We start from the raw sequence: 20,108 nt of genomic DNA on the forward strand, positions 1-20,108 counted from the left end.
CCCCGTCATCGCTCGTACACCGTCGGCGTCCTTCTGCTCAGCCCTCGAACGAGAAGCGCGGGAACGCCAGATCGCCTGCGTAGCGGGCGGCGTCGCCCAGGCCCTCCTCGATACGGAGAAGCTGGTTGTACTTCGCGACGCGCTCGCTGCGCGCCGGGGCACCGGTCTTGATCTGTCCGCAACTGCACGCCACGGCGAGATCGGCGATGGTGGTGTCCTCGGTCTCGCCGGAACGGTGGCTCATCATCGTCTTGTAGCCGTTGTTGTGGGCGAGCGCGACGGCGTCGAGGGTCTCGGTGAGCGTGCCGATCTGGTTGACCTTCACCAGCAACGCGTTGGCGGCACCCTTGTTGATGCCGTCCTCGAGGCGCTCGGGGTTGGTCACGAAGAGGTCGTCGCCGACGAGCTGAACCTTGTCGCCGATCGACTCCGTCAGTGACACCCAGCCGTCCCAGTCGTTCTCGTCGAGCGGGTCCTCGATCGAGACGAGCGGGTACGCCTGCACGAGCTCGGCGTAGAACGCCGACATCTCCGCAGCCGACTTCGTCTCCTTCTCGAAGGCGTAACCGGTTCCTGCGGTGTAGAACTCGGTCGCGGCGACGTCGAGCGCGAGCGCGATGTCGCGGCCCGGGGTCAGTCCGGTCTTGCCGATCGCCTCAACGATGAGGTCGAGCGCGGCCTTGGTGCCCGCGAGATCGGGGGCGAAACCGCCCTCGTCCCCGAGTCCGGTCGACAGTCCCTTGTCCTTCAGCACCGACTTCAGCGCGTGGTAGACCTCCGCGCCCCAGCGCAGCGCCTCCTTGAACGTCGGCGCGCCGACGGGGGCGATCATGAACTCCTGCACGTCGACACCGCTGTCGGCGTGCGCGCCACCGTTGATGATGTTCATCATCGGCACGGGGAGGATGTGGGCGTTGGGTCCGCCGACATAGCGGAACAGGGGCAGCCCGGCCGACTCTGCGGCACCCTTGGCGACCGCGAGCGACACACCGAGCAGCGCGTTGGCGCCCAGGCGTGACTTGTCGGCGGTGCCGTCGAGATCGAGCAGGGCCTGGTCGACGACGCGCTGGTCGTCGGCCTCGATGCCGATGACCGCGGGGGCGATCTCGCCCAGCACGGACTCGACGGCCTTGGTGACGCCCTTGCCGCCGTAGCGATCGCCGCCGTCGCGCAGCTCGACGGCCTCGTGCTCACCGGTGGAGGCGCCCGAGGGCACCGCGGCGCGGGTGAAGGTCCCGTCGTCGAGGACCACCTCGACCTCGACGGTCGGATTCCCCCGGGAGTCGAGGATCTCTCGCGCTCCCACCTGATCGATCGTGGCCACGTGGCGCCCCTTCGTCGTCGCTCGACGGCGTCGGCGAGACCGGGTGTCGGTCGCCGAACGCCATGTTCGGGTCAAAGACTAATGCCAACGACCCCGTCGACCGGCGTCTGACTCGCCCGCGCCGACGACCGACCTGTGCGACGCGGCCGCACGGGTGGTCAGAAGGCGACGTCCACCGAGTACGCGTTCGCGTGGTCGCGGACGTCGAGGACGTACTTCATCGAGTTGTTGTAGACCATGACCGCCTTCTCCCAGCCCTCCGGAGTGGTCAGGTCGCCGCCGGAGACGCACAGGTAGCGAGCGGCCGACAGCGCCGCGTCGTCGATGTTGTCGGGGCTGGCGACACCGTCTCCGTTCGCGTCGACGCCATAGCGTTTCCACGTCTCGGGGATGAACTGGAACGGTCCCATCGCGCGGTCGAGGGTGCTGTCGCCGTCGAGGGTGCCACCGTCGGTGTCGGCGATCTTCGCGTTCCCCGCGGTCCCGTCGAGCAGCACACCCCGGATCGGTGGGCGCACGTCCCCGTTGGCCGCGACCGTCGAGCCCCGGTAGGTCCCGTGCTTGCTCTCCACACCGGCCACGCCGGCCAGCGTGGTCCAGGCCAGACCGCATTCGGGGTGCTGTTGGCGCTGGATCTCGGCGGCGTTGCCGTAGGCCTCCATCGACGTCAGCGGGATACCGGTCGACGCAGCGATGGGTCGTGCCCACGCCTCGAGTCGATCGGCCGTGCGACCGGGGGCGTTGATGTCGAGATAGGGGACGGCCGCGCCCGGACCGGGCGGGACGCCCTCGGGGATCGGCACCGACTGGCGACCGGGGAGATCGATGCAGGCACTCGCGACGACGGCCACCACCGGCGCCAGCAACAGCGGGCCCAGCGTGCGTGATCGACGACGTGCGTCGCTCGTCGAACGTGGTCGCACTGCCCTGCGCACGGTCGGCCCCTTTCTGTTCATCGGTCCAGCGTCTCAACTGCTCGGCTGCATTTATCGTTCCCACGCCGGGCGGGGTACGCTCCCGAAGTTAGCCTTACCGAACGTTGCACAGCCTTAGCTGAGCCCGGCCCGGTCGTCCGACTCCGAAGGATCACGCCACATGAACTCCCCCTCCGTGGTGACCCAGCTGTTCGGTAGTGGACTGATCGGTGTGCGCGAGGGCCTCGAGACCGGCATCGTCGTGATGATCCTGGTCGCGTTCCTTGTGAAATCCGACCGGCGCGACGCGCTGCGGTGGGTGTGGATCGGCGTCGCGGCCGCCGTGGTCATGGTTTTCGCGGTCTTCGCCGGCATCCACTACGGAACCTCGACGATCTCCGGTCTGGCCGCCGAGGCGGTCGCCGGGGTCGCCTCCCTCGTCGCAGTCGTCATCGTCACGCTGATGGTGCTCTGGATGCGGGGTGCCGCCGCCCACATCTCGGGTGACCTCAAGGCCGGCATGGGCCGCGCCCTCGAACTGGGCGCACCCGCGGTGCTGGCGCTCGCGTTCCTCGCCGTCGGCCGTGAGGGCATCGAGACGGCGCTGCTCATGGTGGGCTACGCCGAGAACACCTCCGGCAGCAGTTGGCCACTGGTCGGTCTGCTCATCGGCGTTCTCATCGCGGTCGGCATCACCATCGGCCTCTACTTCGGCACGGTGAAGATCAACCTGGCGAAGTTCTTCACCTACACCGGCGCGTTTCTCATCGTCGTCGCCGCCGGGATCCTCGCCTACGGGATCCACGCCGTGCAGACCGTCGGCTGGCTGCCCGGACTGTCCGACCGCGCGTTCGACATCTCCTCGGTGTACGACCAGTCGTCGTGGTACGGAACGCTTCTCGGTGGCATCTTCAACTTCACTCCGGAGCCCACAGTGCTCCAGGTCGTCGCGTGGGTCGCCTACCTCGCCGTCGTGATGACCCTGTTCTTCCGCCCGCGTCGCAGCACCGGCCAGTCCACGGCCGCCGCATCCACCGCACGCGTCGAGACCCCGGCCGCTCCATGAGCCGGACGCTGAAAGGGAACCCGGTGACATCCAGGCTCATCACGACCACTGCCGCCTGCGCGGCGCTGACCGCACCACTGCTCCTCGCCGCCTGCACCGAGAAGGCGACGTCGTCGGAGAGGACGATCGCCGTCACCTCCACCGACAGCTCATGCGACCTGTCGACGTCGGAGGCACAGACCGGCAACGTCGACTTCACCGTGAACAACAACGGCGACAAGGTCACCGAGTTCTACGTCTACGGCAACAACAACCGCGTGCTCGGCGAGGTCGAGAACATCGGTCCCGGTCTCACCGGCAAGCTCACCGTGGAGATCGTCGACCCCGCCACCTACCAGGTCGCCTGCAAGCCGGGCATGGTCGGCGACGGCATCCGCAAGGACCTGACCGTCTCCGGTGAGAAGAAGGAACGCTCGCAGGCGCCCGCCAGTGTCGAGACCGCCAAGCAGACCTACCTCACCTACGTGCGTGGGCAGCTCAGCGGCCTGCAGGCACAGACGAAGTCGTTCACCGATGCGATCATCGCCGGCGACCTCGACGCCGCGCGCGCCCAGTTCGGACTGACCCGCACCTTCTACGAGCGCATCGAGCCCGTCGCCGAGTCGTTCCCCGACCTCGACCCCGCGATCGACATGCGCTGGGACGACACCGCCGACGGCAGTGAGCCGTTCACCGGGTTCCACCGTCTCGAGCGGTTCCTGTGGCCGCCGCAGCAGTCCGATGTCGGCGAGCAGGGCAGCGACGTGGCCGCCGCCGACCTCGCCAACAGCCGCACCGCCGACACCAAGGGGGCGATCGACAAGGTCGCCGCGCAGCTGAACACCGATGTGGGCCGTCTCGTGACCGAGGTCGCCAAGCCCGACTTCACCTTCGAGACACAGTCGTTCGTGAAGGGCCCGCAGGCCCTCGTCGACGAGATCGCGGCGACCAAGGTGGGTGGCGAAGAGGATCGCTACTCCCACACCGACCTGTTCGACTTCGCCGCCAACATCGACGGCTCGGAGACGCTGATCGCCGATCTGCAGCCCGTCATCTCGGCGAAGAACCCCGCGCTGATGGACAAGATCACCGCCCAGTTCCAGACCATCCGCAACGACATCAACTCGTTCCGCGCCGGCGACGGGTACGTCTCCTACGACACCGTGCCCGCCGAGAAGCGGAAGTCGTTGTCGGATCAGATCGATGCGCTCTCCCAGTCGTTGAGCCAGGTACCGGGGCTGGTGCTGGGTCAGTGACCGAACCCACCACTCCCGCTCCTGAATCACCGGTGTCGTCTCGGCGGTTCTCCCGCCGCACGCTGTTCGGTGCGACGGGCGCGGGCGTGGTGGTCGCGGCCGCCGCGGGAGTGACGGGCGCCCGTCTCGCCGAGAGCGACTCGTCGTCGTCGGACGTGGTAGCGTTCCGCGGCACCCGACAGGCCGGCATCATCACCGAGGCACAGGACCGACTCCACTTCGCCTCGTTCGACGTGATCACCGACTCGCGCGACGAGCTGATCGACATGCTCAAGCGGTGGACCGCCGCCGCCGAGCGGATGACCAAGGGGCAGGAGACCGTCGACGGCGGCGCGGTCGACCACGGTGAGTACAACCCGCCCGCCGACACCGGCGAGGCACTCGGCCTCGAGGCGTCGGCGCTGACGTTGACGGTCGGTTTCGGTCCCGGCCTGTTCGGCCCGAGCGCATCCGATCCCACCCGCGGTGACCGCTTCGGCATCGGCGATCGCAAACCCGCTGCGCTGAAGGATCTCCCGGGTTTCGCGAAGGACGCCATCGAGCCGTCGCGCAGCCACGGCGACATCTGTGTCCAGGCGTGTGCCAACGACCCGCAGGTCGCGGTCCACGCCATCCGCAACCTCGCTCGTCTCGGTTTCGGGGTGGTGAGCGTGCGGTGGTCCCAGCTCGGGTTCGGTCGCACCTCGACCACCACCGCGAACCAGCAGACCCCACGGAACATGTTCGGGTTCAAGGACGGCACCGCGAACATCCGCGCCGAGCAGACCGACGTCCTCGACCGGTGGGTGTGGGTCGATCCGGCCGACAACCCGACTCCCGCCCAATGGATGACCGGCGGCAGCTACCTCGTCGCGCGTCGGATCCGCATGGACATCGAGCCATGGGACCGGGCGAACCTGTCCGAGCAGGAGGCGATCGTCGGGCGCACCAAGGGCGTCGGCGCACCGCTGGGCATGACACGCGAGGACGACACCCCGAACTTCGCCGTCGCGACCTCCGACGGACCGACCATCGCCCGCAACGCCCATGTGCGGTTGGCACACCCGGACAACCTCGACGGCGTCCAGATCCTGCGGCGCGGGTACAACTTCACCGACGGCTCCGACGGCTTCGGTCACCTCGACGCCGGCCTGTTCTTCATCGCCTACTGTCGCGATCCGGGCGCCCAGTTCGTCCCCATGCAGCGCCAACTCGCCTCCAAGGACGCGATGATGGAGTACCTCTCGCACAACGGGAGTGCACTGTTCGCGTGCCCGCCCGGATTGAAGCCGGGCGAGTGGTGGGGCCAGCACCTCTTCACCTGATCGGTACCGTGGATGTCGTGGACATCGATCGCTGGCGGAGCCGACTACCGGTCCGTCGATCCTCCGACGGCGAGATCATCGGCTGGACCATCTCGAACCACCCCGACGACGAGGTCGTCGACGCGGTCAACCCGGTGGGGCAGGTCGTCGCCGCGGAGATCGACATCGCCGACGCCGCCGAGGTGTTGGCGGCGCGCGGGCTCGCGTCGCTCACCGCACCGTGCTGGGCACGCGCGCCGATCCCGATCAGCCGGGACACCGATTTCACACGGCCGCAGCCGGAGTGGCGCTGGCGACGGGTCGCGATGACGCAGCTCGACGACAACGCCGTGTGGATCCGCGCCGCCTACCCGCACCACACCGAACGGTTCACCGAGGTCCCGCTGCGTCTGCCCGCCGACGACATCCTCCTGCTCGACCCGCCGACGACCGACGAGTAGTCCTCAGTCGATCGACACGAACTCGCGACGCCAGTCGTCGGGTTCGGGCGTGGTGACTGCCCCGGACCGCAACGCCGCCTCGGCCGCACGGACCCGGTCCATGAACTCCACGACCCGGCTGCGCTGACGGTCTTCGAGACTGGCCTCGTAATCACCGGCGAGATGGGTCGCGAAATGAATCGTCAACAGCGACTCCGGGATCAGGTCACGAGGGAAGCCGGCCGCGTCGAGTCGCTCGATCACCTTCTGCGTCAACGCCAACGCCGGTTGCGACACCGCCACCCCGTCCAGGACCGAGTCGCGATCCTTCTCGGCGGCCTTGCTCTCCTCCCACTGACGCAGTTGCGTCTCGAGGTCGGTCTCCCCCGCCAACACACCGGCCGTGCGCGAGGAGATCTTCGCGGTGAACGCGCGGGCGACGTCGTCGATGTCGAACGGTTCGTCAGGATCGTCGGCGGCGATCCTGGCGTGGAACAGCACCTGCAGCAGGATGTCGGCGAGCTCCTCGAGCAGGTCGGCGCGGCTGCCGCCGGAGATGGCGTCGAGCAGCTCGTAGGTCTCCTCGAGCAGGTAGCGCCGCAGCGAGTCGTGGGTCTGCGCGGCCTCCCAGGGCCCGGTGCGGCGCAGGCGGTCCATCAGCTCGACGGCGTCGAGCAGTGCCTCACCGCTGCGCGGTTCGGGGTCGGTCACGACGCCGCGTGGTCGTCGGTGATCGTCGGACCGCGCATGTCCCGCGATCCCGGATCCGATCCGTGCACCACGAGGAGCACGTCGGCGACGACCTGGATCAGCTCGACGTCGCGCACCCGCGCACTGCCGACACCGGCGGTGCGCGGGATGGGCAGGGTGAGAACCGATGTGGTGGCCCGGTAGGAGGATCCCGGATAGATGCGCTTGATCCGGATCTGCTGACTGTCGAGCAGCGACACCGGCGCGATCTTGACCTGCGTTCCGGCCATCCCGATCTCGGTCACCCCGAGTTCGCGCGCCAGCAGACGCAGCTTCGCCACGGACACCAATCGAGACACCTCGGCGGGCAGTGGACCGTAGCGGTCGAGGAGCTCGTCCACGATCGAGGTGATGTCGGAATCGTCCAGCGCCGCCGCGAGTTTGCGATAGGCCTCCAGTCGCAGGCGGTCGGAGTCGACGTAGTCGGCCGGGATGTGGGCGTCGACCGGCAGGTCGATGCGGACCTCGCGGTTCTCCTCCGACACGATCGGCTTGCCGTCGGCGGCCGCCCGGTATGCCTCGACGGCCTCCCCGACCAGCCGCACGTACAGATCGAACCCGACCCCGGCCACGTGCCCGGACTGCTCGGCGCCCAACACGTTTCCCGCGCCGCGCAGTTCGAGATCCTTGAGCGCGACGGCCATACCGGCGCCGAGTTCGTTGTTCTGCGCGATGGTGGCCAGCCGGTCGTAGGCGGTCTCGGTGAGGGGCTTCTCCGGGCTGTAGAGAAGGTAGGCGTACCCGCGTTCGCGGCTACGGCCCACCCGGCCGCGCAACTGGTGGAGCTGCGAGAGACCCAGCGCCTCGGCGCGGTCGACGATCAGGGTGTTGGCGTTGGAGATGTCGAGGCCGGTCTCGATGATCGTCGTGCAGACGAGGACGTCAAACTCGCGGTTCCAGAACCCGGCGACGGTGCGCTCGAGCTGATCCTCCCCCATCTGACCGTGTGCGACCACGACACGCGCCTCGGGCACCATGTCCGCGATGTTCTTGGCGGCCTTGTCGATCGAGCTGACCCGGTTGTGCACGAAGAACACCTGGCCGTCGCGCAGCAGTTCCCGACGGATCGCCGCGGCAACCTGCTTGGGTTGGTACGCGCCGACGTAGGTCAGCACCGGATGGCGTTCCTCGGGCGGGGTGAGGATGGTCGACATCTCGCGGATGCCCGCCATCGACATCTCCAGGGTGCGCGGGATCGGGGTCGCCGACATCGTCAGCACGTCGACGTGGGTCCGCAGCGCCTTGATGTGCTCCTTGTGCTCGACACCGAATCGCTGTTCCTCGTCGACGATCACGAGTCCGAGGTCCTTCCACCGGACCGCGGTCTGCAGCAGGCGATGCGTGCCGACGACGATGTCGACGCCACCCTCGGCCATCGAGTCGATGATCTCGCGGGACTCCTTGGCGTCGGTGAACCGCGACAGGCCTGCGATGGTGACGGGGAACCCGGCCATGCGTTCGGTGAAGGTCTGCAGATGTTGTTGCGCCAGAATGGTGGTCGGGACCAACACGGCGACCTGCTTGCCGTCCTGTACCGCCTTGAACGCCGCGCGTACCGCGATCTCGGTCTTGCCGTATCCGACGTCACCGACGATGACGCGATCCATCGGGACCGCCTTCTCCATGTCGGACTTGACCTCGCCGATGACCGTCATCTGATCGACGGTCTCGGTGAACCCGAAGGCGTCCTCCATCTCGGTCTGCCACGGGGTGTCGGGGGCGAACGCGTGTCCCGGCGCAGCGTGACGCGCGGCGTAGAGCGCGACGAGTTCGCCGGCGATCTCGCGAACGGCCTTGCGTGCCTTGCGCTTGGTGTTCTGCCAGTCTGAACCGCCCAGCTTCGACAGCGAGGGTTGCTCGCCACCGACGTAGCGCGAGAGCTGGTCGAGGGAGTCCATCGGGACGAACAGACGGTCGCCGGGATGTCCACGCTTGCTGGGTGCGTATTCGATCACCAGGTACTCACGGCGCGCACCGGCGACGGTGCGTTCGATCATCTCGACGAACTTGCCGATGCCGTGTTGGTCGTGGACGACCATGTCGCCCGCGGTCAGCGCCAGCGGATCGACCTGGTTGCGGCGCTTGGCCGGCAACCGTTTGCCCTCACGCGCCCCGGCGACGCGCGACCCGGTGAGATCGGCCTCGGAGACGATCACCAGCCCGGCGTCCGGACAGATCAGGCCGTGCCGCAGCGTTCCGCAGAGGATCGAGACGATGCCGGGTTCCGGCGTCGAACCGACGTCACCGATCGTCGCGGGGACCTCCGCCTCACCGAGGCGTTCGAGATAGCGCTGCGCGGTTCCGCGTCCGGCGACGACGATGGTCGCCCGGCCACCGGTGGTGACGTGTGCACGCAACGAGGCGAAGGTCGTCGCGAGTTCGGTCTCCGATCCGCGGGGGGCCGGCCCCGCGGTGAGATCGAGGCGCACGGTCGTCTCGTCGTCGGCGTCCGGCGCGGTCTCGAGCGGGCTCATCGTCCACCACGGTCGGCCCGCGGCGACGGTCGTCTCCTGCACCTCGGTCAGTGGCCGATAGCTACTGGCCTGCAGATCGATTCCGCCGAGTCCGTTGCCGTCGCCGGCGTTCCCGTCGAGCGGTGCGTCACCACCCATCGACGCCGCCGTCCACGACGCCTCGAGGAACTCCGCGCCGGTCTTCGCGAGATCGGCGGCGCGGGTGCGCACCTTCTCGGGGTCGAGCACCAGCACGTGGGTGCCCTCGGGCATGACCTCGGTGAGCAACTGCATCTGCCCGCCGACGAGGACGGGGATGAGTGCCTCCATGCCCTCGGCCGGCATGCCCTCGGACAGCTTCGTGAGCATCTCGGTGAGCGAACGGTCGGTTCCCTCGGTGTCGATCAGTTCGGCGGCACGGGCCCGCACGGCCTCGGTCAGGATCAGTTCACGGCACGGGTGGACGTGCACCACCGAGGCGTCGACCTCGGGTTGGCTGCGTTGGTCGGCCACCGAGAACGCGCGCTGTTCGGTGATCTCGTCGCCCCAGAACTCCACGCGCACCGGGAGATCCGAGGTCGTGGGGAACACGTCGAGGATGCCGCCGCGCACCGCGAACTCGCCGCGCTTGCCGACCATGTCGACCCGTTCGTAGGCCAGTTCGACCAGCCGCGCGAGAAGTGCGTCGAAGTCGAACTCCGCGCCCTCACGCAGCGTGATGGGGTCGGTGTCACCCACACCCGGGGCCATGGGCTGCACCAGCGAGCGCACGGTGGTGACCACCACCGTCAGCGGCGGTCCGTACGCGGCGTCCTCGGGGTGGGCGAGGCGATGCAGGACCTGTAGTCGCGCGCCGACGGTGTCGGCGCTGGGCGAGAGTCGTTCGTGCGGCAGCGTCTCCCACGACGGGAACTGCGCGACCGCGTCGCCGATCATCTGGCGGAGCTCGGCGGTGAGGTCGTCGGCCTCACGACCGTTGGCCGACACCACCAGCAGCGGGCCCGTCGGCACCGCGGGATCGTCACCCGCCTGGGCGGCCGCGGCGAGCACGAAGGGTCGGGCCGCGTCGGGGCCGGTGATGTCGAGGGTGCGACGCCCGCGCAGTGCGCGGATGCCGGCGATCGCCGAATCTGCACACGCGACGGCGGCGAGTCCGGCGAGCGGATCGGTCGCGGGCATATCGGCGGGGCGCGCATCGACGGACGAGAGAGGAGATGCCACCCCACGATGGTATTCGTCGGGCTTCCGCAGGCGGGCCTCGGCGGGTGAGGATGGTGACGTGCATCCCCCACACCGCGATCACCCGGCCGGCGATCACACCGTGACCACCGTGGAGCAGCTGCGGTCGATCGTGGGTCATCCGAACGACCGTGTCGCCACCAAGGTGCGTGACCGACTCACCGAGGTCCATCGCGAGTGGATCGCGCGATCGCCGTTCGTCGTCGTGTCGACCACCGGTGCGGGCGGTGCCGTCGACGTGTCACCCAAGGGCGACCCGCCCGGTTTCGTGCGCGTCCTCGACGACACCACCATCGCCATCCCCGAGCGGCCCGGCAACAAGCGGGTGGACGGTTACCTGAACGTGCTGACCGATCCGCACGTCGGCACCCTGTTCGTGGTCCCCGGCCGCGGTGACACCCTGCGCATCAACGGCACTGCCCGCATCGTTTCCGACGCCGACTACTTCGACGACATGGTCGTCTCCGGACACCGCCCTATCCTGGCGTTGGAGATCAGTGTCGAGGAGACGTTCTTCCACTGCGCGAAGGCATTCATGCGGTCGCACCTGTGGGACACCGACACCTGGCACCCCGACGACCTGCCGAGTGTCGCCGAGATCGCTCACGCGGTGATGTCGAGCCCCGGGTTGGACGAACTCGAGCAGCATTACGCCGAGGAGAACTACCGGCGCCTGCTCTACTGACGCCCCCGGACGGCCACGGGTGTGCAGCCGCGGGGTGCGGCGCGTCGTATCGTGACGCCATGACCTGGACCGCCGCACGTCTTCCCCGCCTCGACGGGGTCACGGTGGTCGTCACCGGGGCGACCCGCGGGCTCGGGACCGCCACCGCCCGCGGAGCGGCCGCCGCCGGCGCCACCGTGATCGTCACCGGGCGTGATCACGACGCCGCCGATGCCGTTGCACGGTCACTCGGGGGACCGAGCCGGGCAGCCATCCTGGACCTGACCGATCGCGACTCGATCGAGCGGTTCGCCGATTCGACCGGCGAGATCGACATCCTCGTCCACAACGCCGGGGTGTTGCCCACTGCGCGGGTCGAGACCGCCGACGGTTTCGAGGCGGCGCTCGCGACGAACGTCCTCGGACCGTTCGTCCTGACCAACCTGCTCGCCGATCGGATCCGCGGACGCATCGTCGCCATCAACTCCACCGTCCACCACGCCGGCCGCGTCGACTTCGCCGATCTGCACTTCGAGCGGCGCCCGTTCTCCGGCGCCCGGGCCTACGCACAGTCGAAGTTGGCCCAGGCCCTGTGGATGTTGGCCCTCGACCGTCGACTCCGCACGGCGCGGTCGGAGGTGACCACCGCGTTGGCGCACCCGGGTTGGGCGGCCACCGAGATGACCGGGGTGACCCGTGTCGCGGCCCTCGACTCGGTCGTGACCTGGCTGGGCAACACGATCGCCAACACGGCGCAGGACGGCGCGGCGTGCAGCCTCTACGCCGCAGCCATGCCCATCCCGTCGGGGAGCTTCGTCGGACCCGACGGGTTCCTCGGGATGCGCGGGGCACCCACACTGGTCGGGCGGTCGACACCGGCCGCCGATCCCGTTCTGGCCGAACGATTCTGGGAGACCGCCGCGGCACTGACCGGATCGGAGTTGCCGGCATGACCGTCACGGTGCGGACCGCACGCGCGGCCGACTGCCCGCAGATCGCCGAGATCTACCGCCACTACGTCGAGAACTCGGTCATCACGTTCGACTACGAATCGCCCACGATCGACGACTGGGAGGGACGCGTCGCCGCGATCACCGCGAGAGGGCGGCCGTTCATCGTCGCCGTCGAATCCGACGACACCGGCGCCGACACCGTGCTCGGCTACGCCTACCTCGGGGAGTTCCGCACCAAGCAGGCCTACGACTGGACCAGCGAGGACTCCATCTACCTGCGTCCCGACGCGACAGGTCGCCGCCTGGGCTCGACGTTGCTGGAGGCGCTGCTCACCGACCTCGATCCCTCGTCGGTGCGCCGGGTGGTGGCGGTGATCTCGATCATCTCCTCCGACGTCTCGATCCGCCTGCACCGACGTTTCGGCTTCGTGCAGACCGGTGTCCTGCAGAGCATCGGACACAAGCACGGTCGTTGGATCGACTGCGCGGTGCTGCAGTACGTCGTCCCGGGAACAGAATCGGACTCTGGTCCGTTTACCTCCTCATGAGTACCGCGAGCCCTGTCCGCACCCCGGCACTGTTCATCAGCCACGGCGCCCCGCCGTTGCTCGACGACGAGCGCTGGGTCGGCGAGTTGGCCACCCTCGCAGGGTCGTTGCCGCGGCCCACCGCCATCCTGGTGGTGTCGGCACACTGGGAGTCCGCGCCTCTCACGATCGGCTCGACCGATCCCCGGACGCCCCTGACCTACGACTTCTGGGGTTTCGAGCAGCGGTTCTACGACATCACCTACGCCCCACCCGGCGCGACCGATCTCGCCGCGCGCGTCGCGGCGATGATGCCCGACCCGATGGCCGTCCATCACGATGCGCAACGCCGTCTCGATCACGGTGCGTTCATCCCGCTGACGGTGATGTACCCCGAGGCCGACATCCCGGTGGTGCAGATCTCTCTGCCCACCCTCGACCCCACGGCGCTCATCGGACTCGGCCGTCGGCTGCGGGAACTCCGCGACGAGGGGGTGTTGATCCTCGGATCGGGGTTCACCACCCACGGCCTGCCGTTCCTCACCGACCCGCGTCCCGACGCCGTTGCCCCCGGGTGGTCGCAGGAGTTCGACGCGTGGACCGCCGAGCGTTTCGCGACGGGCGACGTCGACGGGCTCGTCGACTTCCGCAACCGCGCACCCGGCATGCCGTACGCGCACCCCACGATCGAGCACTTCGCGCCGCTGTTCGTGACGCTCGGGGCGAGCGATGATCCCGGCCAGATCCCCGATCAGGTCATCGACGGGTTCTGGATGGGATTGTCCAAACGCAGTGTGTCGCTGGACTGATCAGTCCTCGACGACGTCGACCACCGGGTTCTCGGGAGCGATGTCGCCGCCGGTCGCGTCCGGTCCGGTTGCGGCGTCGGCGAGTTCCGGTGAGATCTCGAGGTTGGTCAACCCGTTCCAGCAGAGGTTCACGAGGTGGGCCGCGACGACCTCCTTCGCGGGTTCTCGGACGTCGAGCCACCACTGGGCGGTCACCGAGACCATGCCGACCAGGGCCTGGGCGTAGAGCGGGGCGAGACCCGCGTCGAACCCACGGCGCTCGAAATCGCCGGCCAGGATGTGTTCGACCTGGCTGATGGCGTCGTTGAGCAGGCTCGAGTACTTCGCGTCGGGGCCACCGCCGTGGCTGCCGTGCACCAGGATCCGGAAGCCGTCGGTGCGGTCCTCCATGTAGGTCAGCAGGGCCAGGGCGACGCTTTCGACCCGCTGACGCGAACGGTTGGTGGTGAGCGAGAGCGTCACCATCTCCAGCAGCGTCTCCATCTCCCGGTCGACGATGACCGCGTACAGCCCTTCCTTGCCGCCGAAATGTTCGTAGACAACGGGTTTCGACACCGCGGCGCGCTGCGCGATCTCCTCGACCGACGTTCCCTCGAAGCCGCGTTCGGCGAACAGTCCACGCGCCACCTCGATGAGCTGCAGGCGTCGTTGCGGGCCGGTCATCCGGGTGCGCGGCGCGGCGCGGACCTCTCTGCCGGCATCGGCCGGTCGGTCGACCGCCATCTGTTCACCCCCGGATCCGGTGCGCGACCGGCTGGGCGATCACGCGTCGTTGCATCGTGTGGCGATCTTCCCATCCCACCCTCCCCGACGGGTCGACCCCGCTACTTTTGACGCCATGATGGACCTGCTCGCGATCTCCGATCGGCTCGAGATCACCGCGCTCATCACCGACTACGCGACGGCGGTCGACACCCGCGACTTCGACCGGTTGCACGACCTGTTCACCCCTGACGCCGTCATCGACTACTCCGCCGTGGGCGGGACCGTGGGTACGACGGCACAGGTCGTCGACTGGCTCCGCGAGAACCTCGCGCTGTTCTCCGACTACCAACACCTCACGGGCAACCACTCGATCACCGTCGACGGCGACACCGCCTCGGCGACGACGATGTGCTTCAACCCCATGGTCATCGCCGGAGGCGAGAAGCAGCAGATGCTTCTCGTCGGGGTCTGGTATCACGACACCTTCGCCCGCATCGACGACGCGTGGCGCTTCACCGGTCGTCGCGAACAGAAGAGTTTCATGCACGCCGTGTGACACCACCCCCGATAAGTTCGCCACACGAACGAATGTTTGGTACGGTTCCGTTCCATCAGGTCGACGGATCGACCCACCACACATCGGAGAACCCGTGAAGAATCTCGTCACCGGGTTGGTCACCCTCGCCACGGCCATGACCGCGATCACCTTCGGAGCCGCCACGTCGTCCGCCGCCACGGCCCCGATTGCCGACCTGGCCGTCTACCGCCTGCCCGCCGAGCCCGGGCTGGCCTGCAGGCTCGGCGTCACCAACAACGGTCCCGACATCGTGCAGGTGCAACTGCTGCCACTGGATCTCATGGCGAAGGGCTACCGCAAGAATCTCGGACCGGTGAACCCGGGACAGTCGGTCACCGTCGAGTTCGCCGACTGCACGAGACCGTCGTATTCGTCCAACTTCTTCCTGTACGTGCAGGGATCCGGACTCGACGGCACCGCGAGCTACGATCCGAATCCCCTCAACAACGTTTTCCCGCTCGACAACTGACGCACCAGAGACATCAGCGCCCGGAATCGTGACCACGGTGGGCTCATCGAGCTCTGTGAGGCGTTCACGTCAGGAAGCTCCCCCACCAGGACTCGAACCTGGAATGCCTGAACCAAAATCAGAAGTGTTGCCGATTACACCATGGGGGACCGGCGTCGTCCGACGCCGTCAAGATTGTGCCATGACCCGGCGTCACCGACGGGTCGGGCAGGTCAGTCGCGAGGACCGCCCGCGACGTAGATGACCTGACCGGAGACGAACCCGGCACCCTCGCTCGCGAAGAACGAGGCGGTGTGGGCGATGTCCTCGGGGACGCCGCCGCGCTTGACCGGGATTGCCTCGGCGTTGGCCTTCACGAAGTCCTCCCACTCCATCCCGACACGCTCGGCAGTGGCCTTGGTCATGTCGGTCTGGATGAAACCGGGTGCGATGGCGTTGGCGGTGACACCGAACTTGCCGAGCTCGATGGCCAGCGTCTTGGTGAAGCCCTGCATGCCCGCCTTGGCCGCCGAGTAGTTGGCCTGGCCGCGGTTGCCGAGCGCCGAGGTGCTCGAGAGGTTGACCACGCGACCGAATCCGGCGTCGACCATGTGCTTCTGCACAGCGCGGGTCATGAGGAAGGCGCCCCGCAGGTGCACGCCGAGCACGGCGTCCCAGTCGTCGACCGACATCTTGAACAGCAGGTTGTCGCGCAGGATGCCGGCGTTGTTGACCAATACGGTCGGCGCGCCGAGCTCGGCGGCGACCTTGTCGACCGCGGCGGTGACCGACGCCTCGTCGGACACGTCGGCGCCGACCGCGAGGGCCGTCCCGCCGGCGTCGGTGATCGCCGACACGGTGTCAGCGCACGAGTCCTCGTCGAGGTCGAGCACGGCGACGGCCATACCGTCCTGGGCCAGCCGGATCGCGACCGCGGCTCCGATCCCACGTCCTGCACCTGTGACTATTGCTGTCCGACGATCGCTCACCGTTACCTCTTCCCCGGGTCGCCCCGACGCGGAGCCGGCGCCGTCCGGTTCTCCGACGGTCACGGACTCCTGTGGCCTTCGTATGTTCTACCAGTGCGTAGGATCGCACCGTTCCATCATCGAAGAGGCAGTGAAAACAGGAGTTACATGACCGCCCTGACCACCGATCTCGGATCGTCGGATCAGTCGGTTCCGACCGCTGTCCTCATCCTCGCCGCAGGCGCGGGCACCCGGATGAAATCGTCGGTGCCGAAGGTGCTCCACCGCATCTGTGGACGCACCCTCCTCGCCCATTCGATCCACGCCGCCGCCGGTCTCGATCCCGACCACCTCGTCGCCGTGGTCGGCCACGAGCGCGAACGGGTCACCGCCGCGTGCGCAGAGGTCTCCGCCACGATCGGCCGGCCGATCTCGACCGCGGTGCAGGAGACACAGGACGGCACGGGTGGCGCGGTGCGCGCCGGCCTGACCGGACTGCCCGACGACTTCGACGGCATCGTCGTCGTCACCGCCGCCGACGTCCCCCTGCTCACCGGCGCCGCGCTGCGCGAACTGCGCGATCACCACGTCGCGACCGGCTCCCACGTGACGCTCATGACCTCGACCGCCCCCGACCCGACGGGCTACGGCCGCGTGTTGCGCACGCAGGACGGCGAGGTCACCGAGATCGTCGAACAGGCCGACGCGACCCCGCAGCAGAAGCTCATCACCGAGGTGAACTCCGGTGTCTACGCCTTCGACTCGGCGACGTTGCGTGCGGCCCTGGGCCGGCTGGGAACACAGAACGCGCAGAACGAGGTCTACCTGACCGACGTCGTCGCCGTCGCCCGCAGCATGGGGAAGACGGTGCACGCCAACCACATCGACGACGCCGCCCTCGTCGCCGGCTGCAACGACCGGCTGCAGCTCAGCGTGCTCGGCGCCGAACTGAACCGACGGATCCTCGTCGATCTCATGCTCGGCGGCGTGACCGTGGTCGACCCCTCCACGACGTGGGTCGACATCGAGGTCCGGGTGGAGGCCGACGCGTCGCTGCTGCCCGGAACGCAACTTCACGGTCACACCGTGGTCGGCGAACACGCCGTCGTCGGACCCGACACCACCCTCACCGACGTCGAGATCGGCGAGGGCGCGACGGTCGTGCGGACCCACGGCAGCGACTCGGTGATCGGGGCGGGCGCGCAGGTCGGCCCGTTCGCCTACCTGCGCCCCGGCACACACCTGGGCGCCGACGGCAAGATCGGGACCTTCGTCGAGACGAAGAACGCCACGATCGGCGAGGGGTCGAAGGTGCCGCACCTGACCTACGTCGGCGACGCCACCATCGGCGAGCACAGCAACATCGGCGCCTCGAGCGTGTTCGTGAACTACGACGGCGTCTCCAAGAGCAGGACGACCGTCGGTTCGTACTGCCGCACCGGCTCGGACAACATGTTCGTCGCGCCGGTGACCGTGGGTGACGGCGCGTACACCGGTGCCGGTACCGTGCTCAGGCAAGATGTCCCCCCGGGTGCGCTGGCGGTCTCGGGTGGACGTCAACGCAACATCGAGGGGTGGGTCGCCGACAAGCGCCCCGACACCCCGTCCGCGCACGCAGCCCGCCGTGCGTCGGAAGCCGTCGGCACCACCGGCGACCAGGCCGATCCGGCGAAATCGACAGAGATGGACGAGCAGTGAACTGGACCACGGACAATCAGAAGAACCTCATGCTGTTCTCCGGTCGCGCCCACCCGGAACTCGCCGAGGCCGTCGCCAAGGAACTCGGCGTCGAGGTCACCCCGCAGACCGCGCGCGACTTCGCCAACGGCGAGATCTTCGTCCGCTTCGAGGACTCGGTCCGTGGCTCCGACGCGTTCGTGTTGCAGAGCCACCCCGCTCCGCTGAACACGTGGCTGATGGAGCAACTCATCATGATCGACGCGCTCAAGCGCGGATCGGCCAAGCGCATCACCGCGATCCTGCCGTTCTACCCCTACGCCCGCCAGGACAAGAAGCACCGGGGACGCGAGCCCATCTCGGCCCGCCTCGTCGCCGACCTGCTCAAGACCGCCGGCGCCGACCGCATCATCACCGTCGACCTGCACACCGATCAGATCCAGGGCTTCTTCGACGGCCCGGTCGATCACATGCACGCCCAGGGCCAGCTCGCCGAGTACGTGCGGACCAAGTACGGCACCGACAACGTGACCATCGTGTCGCCCGACTCCGGTCGTGTGCGCGTCGCCGAGAAGTGGGCCGACTCGTTCAACGGCGCACCGCTCGCGTTCATCCACAAGACGCGAGATCCGTTGGTGCCCAACCAGGTCAAGTCCAACCGTGTGGTCGGTGACGTCGAGGGTCGCCTCTGTGTCCTCATCGACGACATGATCGACACCGGCGGCACCATCGCCGGCGCGGTGCGCGTGCTCAAGGACGCGGGCGCAGGTGACGTCATCATCGCCACCACGCACGGCGTGTTCTCGCACCCGGCCGCCGAGCGTCTCGCCTCGTGCGGCGCTCGCGAGGTCATCGCGACCGACACCCTGCCGATCACCCCGGACAAGCAGTTCGACACCCTCACCGTGCTCTCGATCGCCCCGCTGCTCGCCCAGACGATCCAGCAGGTCTTCGAGAACGGTTCGGTGACAAGCTTGTTCGACGGTCACGCCTGATCACGATGGGTTCCGACGGCGGCCCGGACACACACGGGGCCACGATCTATCACAACCCGAAGTGCACGACCTCGCGCAAAGCCCTCGAGAAGCTGCGCGAGGCGGGTGTCGAGCCGGAGATCGTGCGCTACCTCGACACGCCCCCGTCGCGTGCACAGCTGTCGACCCTGATCGCCGACGCCGGGATAACTCCGTCACAGGCTGTCCGTCGGCGTGAACCGCTGTTCGCCGAGCTGGGGCTGGCCGACGCCACCGACGACGAACTGCTCGACGCGATGGTCGCGAATCCTCGGCTCATCGAGCGGCCCTTCGTGGTGACCGTTCGCGGAACCCGTCTCGCCCGGCCGCTCGATCGGCTCGACGAGATCCTCTGACCGGCACGCGCCGGTCCGCAGATCGTCAGTGCGGCGGCAGGTGGGGACGCATCGACGGGACCACTGCCCCACAGATGCCACGGAGCATCGCCGTCGAGAGATGCCACCGGTCGAAATCGTCATGCCAGGCGATGATCTTGCCCGCGCGGATCTCCGCTCGTCCCCGTACGGACAGCTGTACGCGCACCCGACCGAAGACCACGTGATCGGTCCGCACCGTCCGCACCACGTCTATCGCGCCCCCGTCCCCCGTATTGCTGCCGGGTTCGAGATCGATCGAGGCGATGGCGACATCGAAACCGCGTGACGCCCCGACCATCCTGTTCAGCATCCGCGTGACGTCGGTTCGTCCGTGTCGCGACCACAGGACGCCGCACCGGTAGTCGACCTCGGGGGCGAGGAGATGTTCGGCGATCTCGGCGTCACCGACCGCCAGCGACTCCAGGAATCGGACGGCGACGTCCTCGGCCGACCACAGGAGGCAGTGGTGTGCGGAGACGCTCACGGTGCGGCCTCCTCGGTGCGGCGGGTGATGCGGGTGCGGTACGGAGGACCCATGATCCGCGTGACGCGCGACACCGACGCCAACTCGACATGACGGGACGGCGAACACTGCCTGAGACGAACCCGTGAAAACGTCGCCGAGCACCAGCTCACGGATGTGACACGGCGCTCGGCGCTGCGCTATCGTTGCCGTCGTTGTCCGG

The 20,108-nt window shown here is 68.3% G+C and carries 20 protein-coding genes and 1 tRNA gene; 13 read left to right on the top strand and 8 right to left on the bottom strand.

The features are described from left to right. Nucleotides 1–37: 37 nt before the first annotated feature. Both eno and ACQ7HM_RS08960 read right to left on the bottom strand, forming a co-directional pair. Nucleotides 38–1,324, bottom strand: coding sequence for a phosphopyruvate hydratase (eno, locus tag ACQ7HM_RS08955; protein ID WP_434215916.1), 1,287 nt, complete (start codon nucleotides 1,322–1,324; stop codon nucleotides 38–40). A 158-nt stretch (nucleotides 1,325–1,482) separates the two neighbouring features. Continuing rightward, on the bottom strand, nucleotides 1,483–2,280 hold the full coding sequence (locus ACQ7HM_RS08960) for a lytic transglycosylase domain-containing protein (protein ID WP_434215917.1): 798 nt from the start codon (nucleotides 2,278–2,280) through the stop codon (nucleotides 1,483–1,485). Nucleotides 2,281–2,419: 139 nt separating this feature from the next. On the opposite strand from ACQ7HM_RS08960, the gene efeU reads away from it, so the two are divergent. From efeU to ACQ7HM_RS08980, 4 genes are read left to right on the top strand one after another with little or no spacing between them, the layout of a single operon-like run. Continuing rightward, entirely contained in the window at nucleotides 2,420–3,304 is an 885-nt protein-coding gene (gene efeU, locus ACQ7HM_RS08965) for an iron uptake transporter permease EfeU (RefSeq protein ID WP_434215918.1), read from the top strand. Beyond that, nucleotides 3,301–4,539 carry an iron uptake system protein EfeO gene (efeO, locus tag ACQ7HM_RS08970; RefSeq protein WP_434215919.1) on the top strand — a complete coding sequence of 413 codons (1,239 nt, stop codon included), beginning with the start codon at nucleotides 3,301–3,303 and terminating at the stop codon, nucleotides 4,537–4,539. The genes efeU and efeO overlap by 4 nt, the downstream gene beginning before the upstream one ends. Then, nucleotides 4,536–5,843: an iron uptake transporter deferrochelatase/peroxidase subunit gene (efeB, locus tag ACQ7HM_RS08975; RefSeq protein WP_434215920.1), complete on the top strand. Its 1,308-nt coding sequence runs from the start codon at nucleotides 4,536–4,538 to the stop codon at nucleotides 5,841–5,843. The genes efeO and efeB overlap by 4 nt, the downstream gene beginning before the upstream one ends. A 17-nt stretch (nucleotides 5,844–5,860) precedes the next feature. Then, the gene (locus ACQ7HM_RS08980) at nucleotides 5,861–6,283 is read left to right on the top strand and encodes a hypothetical protein (protein ID WP_434215921.1); all 423 of its coding nucleotides are present in this window, start codon (nucleotides 5,861–5,863) and stop codon (nucleotides 6,281–6,283) included. A 3-nt stretch (nucleotides 6,284–6,286) separates the two neighbouring features. Here the strand turns inward: ACQ7HM_RS08980 and ACQ7HM_RS08985 are convergent, their stop codons facing one another. After that, complete coding sequence (locus ACQ7HM_RS08985; RefSeq protein WP_434215922.1) at nucleotides 6,287–6,973, bottom strand: MazG family protein; 687 nt, start codon at nucleotides 6,971–6,973, stop codon at nucleotides 6,287–6,289. Next, nucleotides 6,970–10,644 carry a transcription-repair coupling factor gene (mfd, locus tag ACQ7HM_RS08990; protein WP_434216390.1) on the bottom strand — a complete coding sequence of 1,225 codons (3,675 nt, stop codon included), beginning with the start codon at nucleotides 10,642–10,644 and terminating at the stop codon, nucleotides 6,970–6,972. The genes ACQ7HM_RS08985 and mfd overlap by 4 nt, the downstream gene beginning before the upstream one ends. 100 nt (nucleotides 10,645–10,744) lie before the next feature. On the opposite strand from mfd, the gene ACQ7HM_RS08995 reads away from it, so the two are divergent. Genes ACQ7HM_RS08995 through ACQ7HM_RS09010 form a run of 4 tightly spaced genes read left to right on the top strand, consistent with a single transcriptional unit; the run spans nucleotide 10,745 to nucleotide 13,657 of the window. After that, nucleotides 10,745–11,389: a pyridoxamine 5'-phosphate oxidase family protein gene (locus tag ACQ7HM_RS08995; protein ID WP_434215923.1), complete on the top strand. Its 645-nt coding sequence runs from the start codon at nucleotides 10,745–10,747 to the stop codon at nucleotides 11,387–11,389. Nucleotides 11,390–11,448: 59 nt separating this feature from the next. Then, nucleotides 11,449–12,321 (top strand): SDR family NAD(P)-dependent oxidoreductase, encoded by an 873-nt coding sequence (locus ACQ7HM_RS09000; RefSeq protein ID WP_434215924.1) that lies wholly within the window; start codon nucleotides 11,449–11,451, stop codon nucleotides 12,319–12,321. Continuing rightward, nucleotides 12,318–12,869, top strand: coding sequence for a GNAT family N-acetyltransferase (locus ACQ7HM_RS09005; protein WP_434215925.1), 552 nt, complete (start codon nucleotides 12,318–12,320; stop codon nucleotides 12,867–12,869). The genes ACQ7HM_RS09000 and ACQ7HM_RS09005 overlap by 4 nt, the downstream gene beginning before the upstream one ends. Beyond that, nucleotides 12,866–13,657: a dioxygenase family protein gene (locus ACQ7HM_RS09010; protein ID WP_434215926.1), complete on the top strand. Its 792-nt coding sequence runs from the start codon at nucleotides 12,866–12,868 to the stop codon at nucleotides 13,655–13,657. Before ACQ7HM_RS09005 ends, ACQ7HM_RS09010 begins: the two co-directional genes overlap by 4 nt. Here ACQ7HM_RS09010 and ACQ7HM_RS09015 read toward each other — a convergent pair whose 3' ends face one another. Next, nucleotides 13,658–14,380, bottom strand: a complete 723-nt coding sequence (locus tag ACQ7HM_RS09015; RefSeq protein ID WP_434215927.1) for a TetR/AcrR family transcriptional regulator — start codon at nucleotides 14,378–14,380, stop codon at nucleotides 13,658–13,660. A 115-nt stretch (nucleotides 14,381–14,495) separates the two neighbouring features. Between ACQ7HM_RS09015 and ACQ7HM_RS09020 the strand changes: the two genes are divergently transcribed. Both ACQ7HM_RS09020 and ACQ7HM_RS09025 read left to right on the top strand, forming a co-directional pair. Then, nucleotides 14,496–14,918, top strand: a complete 423-nt coding sequence (locus tag ACQ7HM_RS09020; protein WP_434215928.1) for a nuclear transport factor 2 family protein — start codon at nucleotides 14,496–14,498, stop codon at nucleotides 14,916–14,918. 94 nt (nucleotides 14,919–15,012) lie between these two features. Then, a complete protein-coding gene (locus tag ACQ7HM_RS09025; RefSeq protein WP_434215929.1) occupies nucleotides 15,013–15,408 on the top strand; it encodes a hypothetical protein in 396 nt (131 codons plus the stop codon). Nucleotides 15,409–15,485: 77 nt separating this feature from the next. Here ACQ7HM_RS09025 and ACQ7HM_RS09030 read toward each other — a convergent pair. Both ACQ7HM_RS09030 and ACQ7HM_RS09035 read right to left on the bottom strand, forming a co-directional pair. Further along, a tRNA-Gln gene (locus ACQ7HM_RS09030) sits at nucleotides 15,486–15,557 on the bottom strand. Nucleotides 15,558–15,620: 63 nt separating this feature from the next. Beyond that, nucleotides 15,621–16,376 carry an SDR family oxidoreductase gene (locus ACQ7HM_RS09035; RefSeq protein ID WP_434215930.1) on the bottom strand — a complete coding sequence of 252 codons (756 nt, stop codon included), beginning with the start codon at nucleotides 16,374–16,376 and terminating at the stop codon, nucleotides 15,621–15,623. Nucleotides 16,377–16,523: 147 nt separating this feature from the next. Between ACQ7HM_RS09035 and glmU the strand changes: the two genes are divergently transcribed. Genes glmU through arsC form a run of 3 tightly spaced genes read left to right on the top strand, consistent with a single transcriptional unit; the run spans nucleotide 16,524 to nucleotide 19,401 of the window. After that, a complete protein-coding gene (gene glmU, locus ACQ7HM_RS09040) occupies nucleotides 16,524–18,053 on the top strand; it encodes a bifunctional UDP-N-acetylglucosamine diphosphorylase/glucosamine-1-phosphate N-acetyltransferase GlmU (RefSeq protein ID WP_434215931.1) in 1,530 nt (509 codons plus the stop codon). Further along, nucleotides 18,050–19,027: a ribose-phosphate diphosphokinase gene (locus ACQ7HM_RS09045; protein ID WP_434215932.1), complete on the top strand. Its 978-nt coding sequence runs from the start codon at nucleotides 18,050–18,052 to the stop codon at nucleotides 19,025–19,027. Before glmU ends, ACQ7HM_RS09045 begins: the two co-directional genes overlap by 4 nt. 5 nt (nucleotides 19,028–19,032) lie before the next feature. Continuing rightward, entirely contained in the window at nucleotides 19,033–19,401 is a 369-nt protein-coding gene (arsC, locus tag ACQ7HM_RS09050; RefSeq protein WP_434215933.1) for an arsenate reductase (glutaredoxin), read from the top strand. Between the two features lie 25 nt (nucleotides 19,402–19,426). Here the strand turns inward: arsC and ACQ7HM_RS09055 are convergent, their stop codons facing one another. After that, a complete protein-coding gene (locus ACQ7HM_RS09055; protein WP_434215934.1) occupies nucleotides 19,427–19,906 on the bottom strand; it encodes a limonene-1,2-epoxide hydrolase family protein in 480 nt (159 codons plus the stop codon). Between the last annotated feature and the right edge of the window lie 202 nt (nucleotides 19,907–20,108).

The organism is Williamsia sp. MIQD14, from assembly GCF_051025635.1.
Classification (GTDB): domain Bacteria; phylum Actinomycetota; class Actinomycetes; order Mycobacteriales; family Mycobacteriaceae; genus Williamsia_A.

Coding starts and splice junctions, on each gene's coding strand:
- ACQ7HM_RS09020 (WP_434215928.1), top strand. CDS start 14,496: ATGATGGACCTGCTCGCGATCTCCGATCGGCTCGAGATCACCGCGCTC.
- glmU (WP_434215931.1), top strand. CDS start 16,524: ATGACCGCCCTGACCACCGATCTCGGATCGTCGGATCAGTCGGTTCCG.
- arsC (WP_434215933.1), top strand. CDS start 19,033: ATGGGTTCCGACGGCGGCCCGGACACACACGGGGCCACGATCTATCAC.
- ACQ7HM_RS09010 (WP_434215926.1), top strand. CDS start 12,866: ATGAGTACCGCGAGCCCTGTCCGCACCCCGGCACTGTTCATCAGCCAC.
- efeU (WP_434215918.1), top strand. CDS start 2,420: ATGAACTCCCCCTCCGTGGTGACCCAGCTGTTCGGTAGTGGACTGATC.
- mfd (WP_434216390.1), bottom strand. CDS start 10,644: ATGCCCGCGACCGATCCGCTCGCCGGACTCGCCGCCGTCGCGTGTGCA.
- ACQ7HM_RS09000 (WP_434215924.1), top strand. CDS start 11,449: ATGACCTGGACCGCCGCACGTCTTCCCCGCCTCGACGGGGTCACGGTG.
- ACQ7HM_RS09015 (WP_434215927.1), bottom strand. CDS start 14,380: ATGGCGGTCGACCGACCGGCCGATGCCGGCAGAGAGGTCCGCGCCGCG.
- efeO (WP_434215919.1), top strand. CDS start 3,301: ATGAGCCGGACGCTGAAAGGGAACCCGGTGACATCCAGGCTCATCACG.
- ACQ7HM_RS08960 (WP_434215917.1), bottom strand. CDS start 2,280: ATGAACAGAAAGGGGCCGACCGTGCGCAGGGCAGTGCGACCACGTTCG.
- ACQ7HM_RS09005 (WP_434215925.1), top strand. CDS start 12,318: ATGACCGTCACGGTGCGGACCGCACGCGCGGCCGACTGCCCGCAGATC.